General features: G+C 64.5%; 8 protein-coding genes. 7 read left to right on the top strand and 1 reads right to left on the bottom strand.

Annotated features, from left to right (window positions below):
• From I6F38_RS42720 to I6F38_RS42705, 4 genes are all read left to right on the top strand, one after another.
• On the top strand, window positions 1-257 hold a 257-nt coding region (locus tag I6F38_RS42720; protein WP_225164616.1), incomplete at its 5' end, for a chemotaxis protein CheW.
• Between the two features lie 43 nt (window positions 258-300).
• Window positions 301-690, top strand: a complete 390-nt coding sequence (locus tag I6F38_RS42715; protein ID WP_018269419.1) for a response regulator — start codon at window positions 301-303, stop codon at window positions 688-690.
• 37 nt (window positions 691-727) lie between these two features.
• A complete protein-coding gene (locus I6F38_RS42710; protein WP_225164615.1) occupies window positions 728-1,585 on the top strand; it encodes a protein-glutamate O-methyltransferase CheR in 858 nt (285 codons plus the stop codon).
• 3 nt (window positions 1,586-1,588) lie between these two features.
• On the top strand, window positions 1,589-1,906 hold the full coding sequence (locus I6F38_RS42705) for a hypothetical protein (protein ID WP_028338017.1): 318 nt from the start codon (window positions 1,589-1,591) through the stop codon (window positions 1,904-1,906).
• Window positions 1,907-2,045: 139 nt separating this feature from the next.
• Here the strand turns inward: I6F38_RS42705 and I6F38_RS42700 are convergent, their stop codons facing one another.
• The gene (locus tag I6F38_RS42700; protein WP_225164614.1) at window positions 2,046-2,354 is read right to left on the bottom strand and encodes a hypothetical protein; all 309 of its coding nucleotides are present in this window, start codon (window positions 2,352-2,354) and stop codon (window positions 2,046-2,048) included.
• A gap of 154 nt (window positions 2,355-2,508) precedes the next feature.
• Here I6F38_RS42700 and I6F38_RS42695 point away from each other — a divergent pair, with 154 nt between their 5' ends.
• The 3 genes from I6F38_RS42695 to I6F38_RS42685 all read left to right on the top strand — a co-directional run bounded on the left by I6F38_RS42695 (window position 2,509) and on the right by I6F38_RS42685 (window position 5,880).
• The gene (locus tag I6F38_RS42695) at window positions 2,509-3,141 is read left to right on the top strand and encodes a response regulator (RefSeq protein WP_018269422.1); all 633 of its coding nucleotides are present in this window, start codon (window positions 2,509-2,511) and stop codon (window positions 3,139-3,141) included.
• Window positions 3,142-3,316: 175 nt separating this feature from the next.
• Window positions 3,317-5,056, top strand: coding sequence for an L-arabinonate dehydratase (araD, locus tag I6F38_RS42690; RefSeq protein WP_225164613.1), 1,740 nt, complete (start codon window positions 3,317-3,319; stop codon window positions 5,054-5,056).
• 104 nt (window positions 5,057-5,160) lie between these two features.
• Window positions 5,161-5,880, top strand: coding sequence for a ribonuclease activity regulator RraA (locus I6F38_RS42685; protein WP_225164612.1), 720 nt, complete (start codon window positions 5,161-5,163; stop codon window positions 5,878-5,880).
• The last annotated feature ends 294 nt before the right edge of the window (window positions 5,881-6,174 follow it).

Below are 6,174 nucleotides of genomic sequence, written 5' to 3'. Positions count from 1 at the left end.
TGCCGAAGGCCGACGACGGCCAGCCTCCGATGGCGGTCGGCGTCGACCAGCGCGGCGAATCCTATGGCCTGTTGATCGACCAGATCGGCGAGGTGCTGCGGCTCTCCGAAAACAGCCGCGAGGACAACCCGGTCAACCTCGATCCCCGCATGGCCAAGCTCGCCGGCGGCGTCCACCGCCTCGACGGCCAGCTCATGGTCGTCCTCGATGTCGATCGCGTGCTCGAACTGGTGCCCAAAACAGCTGCTGCAGCGTAACACTCCACCGCGGAGACGGTGGATTCCACAAGGAGGCCAACACATGAAGACATGTCTCGTCGTCGACGATTCCGGCGTGGTGCGAAAGATCGCGCGCCGCATTCTGGAAGGAATGGAGTTCACCGTCATCGAGGCCGAGGACGGCGCGGTCGCGCTCGAAGCCTGCAAGCGCGCGCTGCCGGATGCCGTGCTGCTCGACTGGAACATGCCGGTCATGGACGGTTTCGAATTCCTCGTGCAGCTCCGCCGCATGCCCGGCGGCGATCAGCCCAAGGTCGTGTTCTGCACCACCGAGAACGGCATCGACCACATCTCACGGGCGCTGCATGCCGGTGCCAACGAATACATCATGAAGCCGTTCGACAAGGACATCGTGATCGCGAAATTCCAGGAAGTGGGCCTGCTGGCGCTCGACGCGTCGGCCGAAGCCTGACACCCAGTTTCACCATTCAGTCCCTTGTGAGGCTCCCGTGACGCCCCCCGACTACGAGTATCTGCGTAAGCTCCTGAAGGACCAGTCCGGTCTCGATCTGTCCGCGGACAAGCAATATCTGATCGAGAGCCGCCTGCTGCCGCTGGCGCGCAAAAGCGGCCTGTCCGGCATTCCCGACCTGGTCGCCAAGATCAAGGCGGGCTCGTCCACGCACACCGTCCAGGTGGTCGAGGCCATGACCACCAACGAGACGTTCTTCTTCCGCGACAAGGTGCCGTTCGAGCACTTCCGCGACACAATCATGCCGGAGGTGCTGAAGGCACGCGCGGCGCGCCGCAGCGTCCGGATCTGGTGCGCCGCCGGCTCGACCGGCCAGGAGCCCTATTCGCTGGCGATGTGCCTGAAGGAAATGAGCGCGGCCCTTGCCGGATGGCGCGTCGAGATCATCGCGACCGATCTGTCGCAGGAGGTGCTGGAGAAGTCGAAGGCCGGCATCTACAGCCAGTTCGAGGTGCAGCGCGGGCTGCCGATCCAGATGCTGGTCAAGTACTTCAAGCAGTCGGGTGAGTTCTGGCAAGTCAATCCCGAGTTGCGCGCGATGGTCCAGCACCGCCAGCTCAATCTGCTGCACGATTTCTCCCAGCTCGGCACGTTCGACGTGATCTTCTGCCGCAACGTGCTGATCTATTTCGATCAGGACACCAAGATCAACATCTTCAACCGTCTCGCCCGGTTGATGGAGGCCGACGGCTTCCTGGTGCTGGGCGCCGCCGAAACCGTGGTCGGCCTGACCGACACGTTCAAGCCGATTCCCGAGCGGCGTGGCCTGTACCGGCCGAGCGGGGTGCGGGGCGGGCTCGCCATGCCGAAGCCTGCCATGGCGGTCGGATATTGAGCGATGACCGAGGACGGCAAATCCATTGAGCGGGTCACCTTCAGCCGGGGTGTCGATGTCTGCATCATGGCCATCGACGGCACCTGGCGGCGTGACTGCCAGCTCAATGCCATCTCCGACACCGATGCCTCGCTGACCGTCGAAGGTTCCATTCAGGGGCTCAACCTGAAGGAGTTTTTCCTCCTGCTGTCCTCGACCGGACTTGCCTATCGCCGTTGCGAACTGGTCCGCGTCAACGGCACTGAAATGGACGTCAGTTTCCTCAAGGGCAAGCCGAGCAAACGGCGATCGTCCGCGGACGAAGAGCGGGCCAGGGCCTGACGTCAGGTCGGCCTGATCCGACCGGGCGGGCAAGGCCCGCGGCCAATCCGGACGATGCGTGGAACAGATCGCCGCCTGATGGGTTGGGCGTCGTCGGGACGATCGAGGTGATTGGGCCGAACCTGTCGGTGGCGGCGGGTCAGTTCAGCAGACGCGCTGTTGCCCCGGAATCGCGCAGGCGGTCGAGCGCCGCGTCGAGGCCGGCATCGCATGCCTTCAGGGCGGTAGATGCTGTGAGGTCGCGCGGGGTAACGTCGTCGAGAACGACGGTGTCGACGTCGGCCTGCCGCGCGGCCAGCAAGGCCTCGCGCGCAATCGCCGCTTCGATCAGCCGCAGGCTCGCCTGGAAATGGCCAATCAGCGCGACCAGGTCCGTCACGATCAGACCGTAGGGATCATTGCCCTCGTCCAAGCGCGCTGCAACGCGGTCCGACGCTGCATTTTCCATGCATGTTTCTCCACTGCCCCCCACTTTTAGGGAACGCGGTGCTACTTGTGCGTTAAGCGGACGTCCCGTACAAATACGGGTCCATTGATCGAGATGGTCGAGTTAGTTCTTGTGCGGTCAGGGCAGCACGCTTCACCACTGATGGACGATGCATATGGTTGAAAATGGCGCTCCGCGCGGGGAAATTTTTGTAGTCGACGACGATCCTGCCGTTCGCGAGACGCTTTCAGTGGTCCTGTCGACCGCTGGTTACAAGGTGATCTGCTTTGCGGACGGCGCAGCGTTGCTCGCGGTGGCGCGCAGCAGGACGCCGGCCTGCATCCTGCTCGACGTGCATATTCCCGGCAAATCCGGCCTCGATATCCTGAGGGAGCTGCATGGCGAGGATTATCCGGCGCCGATCTTCATGATCTCCGGTCAGGGTGATATCGCGATGGCGGTCAGCGCCATCAAGAACGGCGCGCTCGACTTCATCGAGAAGCCGTTCCGCGGCAACGAGATCGTGAGCCGTCTGAACGAAGCGATCGACGCCTACACCAGGCGCCAGGCCGAGACCTCGGCGTCGCGGATCGCCGCGCTGCACTTCCCGGGTCGCGAGCCGCTGACCCGCCGCGAGCGCGAGGTGCTCGAGCAGTTCACCGCGGGCGCCTCCAACAAGGAAGCCGGGCGCCACCTCGGGATCAGCCCGCGCACGATCGAGGATCACCGCGCCAACATCATGAAGAAGCTCGGCGCGCGCAACGCCGCCGATCTGGTCCGCATCGTGATGACGGCGCAGCAAAAGTAGGCCAGGGCCGCTTTACGTTCCGATCGCCACATTGCGGAGCCTGTGCGGCGCACGTTCATCGAACGGCACGTCTGCGCCGGGGGCGGGACGACACGTCTGAAAATCGAGTATATGCCTGACGCAGGGCAAGCGTGCCGGAACCGCGCGCGTGCGAGCAATGTCGAGACACATGGCGATGACGAAGAAGAACAAGACCCCCGATCAATTGCGCAGCGCGCGCTGGTTTGCGCCCGACGATTTGCGCGCCTTCGGCCACAGATCGCGGGCGATGCAGATGGGTTACGCGCCGGAGGAGTGGCGCGACCGGCCGGTGATCGCGATCATCAACACCTGGTCGGATGCGCAGCCCTGCCACATGCATTTCAAGAGCCGGGTCGACGACGTCAAGCGCGGCGTGCTGATGGCCGGCGGCTTTCCGCTTGAGCTGCCGGCGCTGTCGCTGTCGGAATCGCTGTTGAAGCCGACCACGATGCTCTACCGCAACATGCTGGCGATGGATGCCGAGGAACTGCTGCGCGGCCATCCGGTCGACGGCGTGGTGCTGATGGGCGGCTGCGACAAGACCACGCCCGGCCTGCTGCTCGGGGCCACCAGCATGAACCTGCCGGCGATCTACCTGCCCGCGGGACCGATGCTGCGCGGCAACTGGAAGGGCCGCACGCTGGGCTCCGGCTCGGACGCCTGGAAATACTGGGATGAGCGCCGCGCCGGCAAGATCTCCGACAGGGACTGGGTCGACATGGAGGCCGGCATCGCCCGCAGCTACGGCACCTGCATGACCATGGGCACGGCCTCGACGATGACCGCGATCGCCGAAGCCATCGGCATGACGCTGCCGGGCGCCTCGTCGATCCCCGCGGCTGACGCCAACCACATCCGCATGAGCTCGGAGGCCGGCCGCCGCATCGTCGAGATGGTGTGGGAGGATCTCACGCCGCAGAAGATCCAGACCCGCAAGGCCTTCGAGAACGCGATCACGGTCGCGATGGCGATGGGCTGCTCAACCAACGCCATTATTCACCTCATCGCGCAGGCGCGCCGCGCCGGCCAAGACATTTCGCTGGACGATTTCGAGAAAGCGAGCCGCAAGGTGCCTGTGGTCGCCAATGTGCGGCCGAGCGGCGACCTCTATCTGATGGAGGATTTCTTCTATGCCGGCGGGCTGCCCGGCCTGATGAACCGGATCAAGGCGCATCTGCATCTCGACTGCATGACAGTGTCAGGCAAGACGCTCGGCGAGAACATCGATGGCGCCGAGGTGCACAATGACGACGTCATCCGCACCGTCGACAACCCGATCTACAAGGAGGGCGCGCTCGCGGTGTTGAAGGGCAATCTCGCGCCCGATGGCTGCGTCATCAAGCCAAGCGCCTGCGATCCGCGTTTCCTCAAGCACGCCGGGCCTGCGCTGGTGTTCGACGACTATCCGTCGATGAAGACGGCAGTCGATGATCCCGATCTCGACGTCACAGCCGATCACGTGCTGATCCTGCGCAATGCCGGTCCGCAGGGCGGGCCGGGCATGCCGGAATGGGGCATGCTGCCGATCCCGACCAAGCTGGTGAAGCAGGGCGTGCGCGACATGGTGCGGCTGTCGGACGCGCGGATGAGCGGCACCAGCTACGGCGCCTGCATCCTGCACGTCTCGCCGGAATCCTATATCGGCGGCCCGCTGGCGCTGGTGAAGAACGGCGACCGCATCACGCTCGACGTCGCCGCGCGCACCATCAATCTCGATGTGCCGAAGGCGGAACTGGCCAGGCGCCGCGCCGAATGGAAGCAACCCGAGCAGCGCTTCGAGCGCGGCTATGGCTGGATGTTCTCGAAGCACATCAAGCAGGCCAATGAGGGCTGCGACTTCGATTTCCTCGAGACCGGTTTTGGCAAGCCGGTCGGCGAGCCGTCGATTTATTGATCACTGTCGTTCCGGGGCGATGCGCAGCATCGAACCCGGAACCTCGAGATTCCGGGTTCGGTCGCTGTAGCGCCCGCCCCGGAATGACAATCGGAAAAATCATCATGTCAAAACTCAGCGACACCACCCGCAACAAGCTGAAATCCGTCTCCACCGCGACGGTCGCGACCGCGCTGTTCAAGCGCGGCTTGCGCATCCAGATGATCCAGGATGTTCATCCCCTCGGTCCAGATCAGCCGACCATGGTCGGCGAGGCCTTCACGCTGCGCTACATGCCGGCGCGCGAGGATCTGAATGGGATCGAGGTGTTCCGCGATCGCGCGCATCCGCAGCGCAAGGCGATCGAGGAGTGCCCCGTGGGCGCGGTGCTGGTGATGGACAGCCGCAAGGATGCGCGCGCCGCGTCGGCCGGCGCGATCCTGGTGACGCGGCTGATGAAACGTGGCTGCGCCGGCGTCGTCACCGACGGCGGCTTCCGGGATTCGGCCGAGATCGCGCGGCTCGGCTTCCCGGCCTTTCATCATCGCCCGAGCGCGCCGACCAACCTCACGCTGCACCAGGCAATCGAGATCAACGTTCCGATCGGCTGCGGCGATGCGCCGGTGTTTCCCGGCGACGTCATCCTCGGCGACAGCGACGGCGTCATCGTGATCCCGGCGCATCTCGCCGACGAGATAGCCAATGAGACCTTCGAGATGACCGCGTTCGAGGATTTCGTCACCGAGCAGGTCCAGAGCGGCCGCGGCATCTTCGGGCTCTATCCCGCGACCGACGAACAGACGCTGAGGGATTTCGCGGCGTGGCGGAAGGCGAAGGGGCGGTAGCTCTTCGCCTCACGTTCCGCTGTCGTCGTTGATAACGACCGCCATACATCCCGCCGTCGTCCGTGCGAAAGCAGGGACCCATAACCCCAGGGAGGGGTTTGGCGAAGACCGGCAGTTGCGTTGCGTGCCGTGGGACTGCGACTTCCTTGCTCGATGGATCACGCGGTATGGGTCCCTGTGTCTTGGAAGTCTGTCAGGATGAGGGTGGGCGGGAAGCCGTTGGGTCCTTGGCGCTTGACGCCGTGAGCCGGCTCGGTCTCCCGCCCGTTCCATCTATCAACCTGAACAGTTGCA

Source organism: Bradyrhizobium sp. BRP56, assembly GCF_020194035.1.
Taxonomy (GTDB): Bacteria; Pseudomonadota; Alphaproteobacteria; order Rhizobiales; family Xanthobacteraceae; genus Bradyrhizobium; species Bradyrhizobium australafricanum.
Note: the sequence above shows the minus strand (reverse complement) of the source record. Positions and strands in the feature narration are given on the sequence as shown.

What these genes read in the sequence shown, in the direction of transcription:
- araD (WP_225164613.1), top strand. Translation starts at nt 3,317, where the DNA reads ATGACGAAGAAGAACAAGACCCCCGATCAATTGCGCAGCGCGCGCTGG.
- I6F38_RS42715 (WP_018269419.1), top strand. Translation starts at nt 301, where the DNA reads ATGAAGACATGTCTCGTCGTCGACGATTCCGGCGTGGTGCGAAAGATC.
- I6F38_RS42700 (WP_225164614.1), bottom strand. Translation starts at nt 2,354, where the DNA reads ATGGAAAATGCAGCGTCGGACCGCGTTGCAGCGCGCTTGGACGAGGGC.
- I6F38_RS42705 (WP_028338017.1), top strand. Translation starts at nt 1,589, where the DNA reads ATGACCGAGGACGGCAAATCCATTGAGCGGGTCACCTTCAGCCGGGGT.
- I6F38_RS42695 (WP_018269422.1), top strand. Translation starts at nt 2,509, where the DNA reads ATGGTTGAAAATGGCGCTCCGCGCGGGGAAATTTTTGTAGTCGACGAC.
- I6F38_RS42685 (WP_225164612.1), top strand. Translation starts at nt 5,161, where the DNA reads ATGTCAAAACTCAGCGACACCACCCGCAACAAGCTGAAATCCGTCTCC.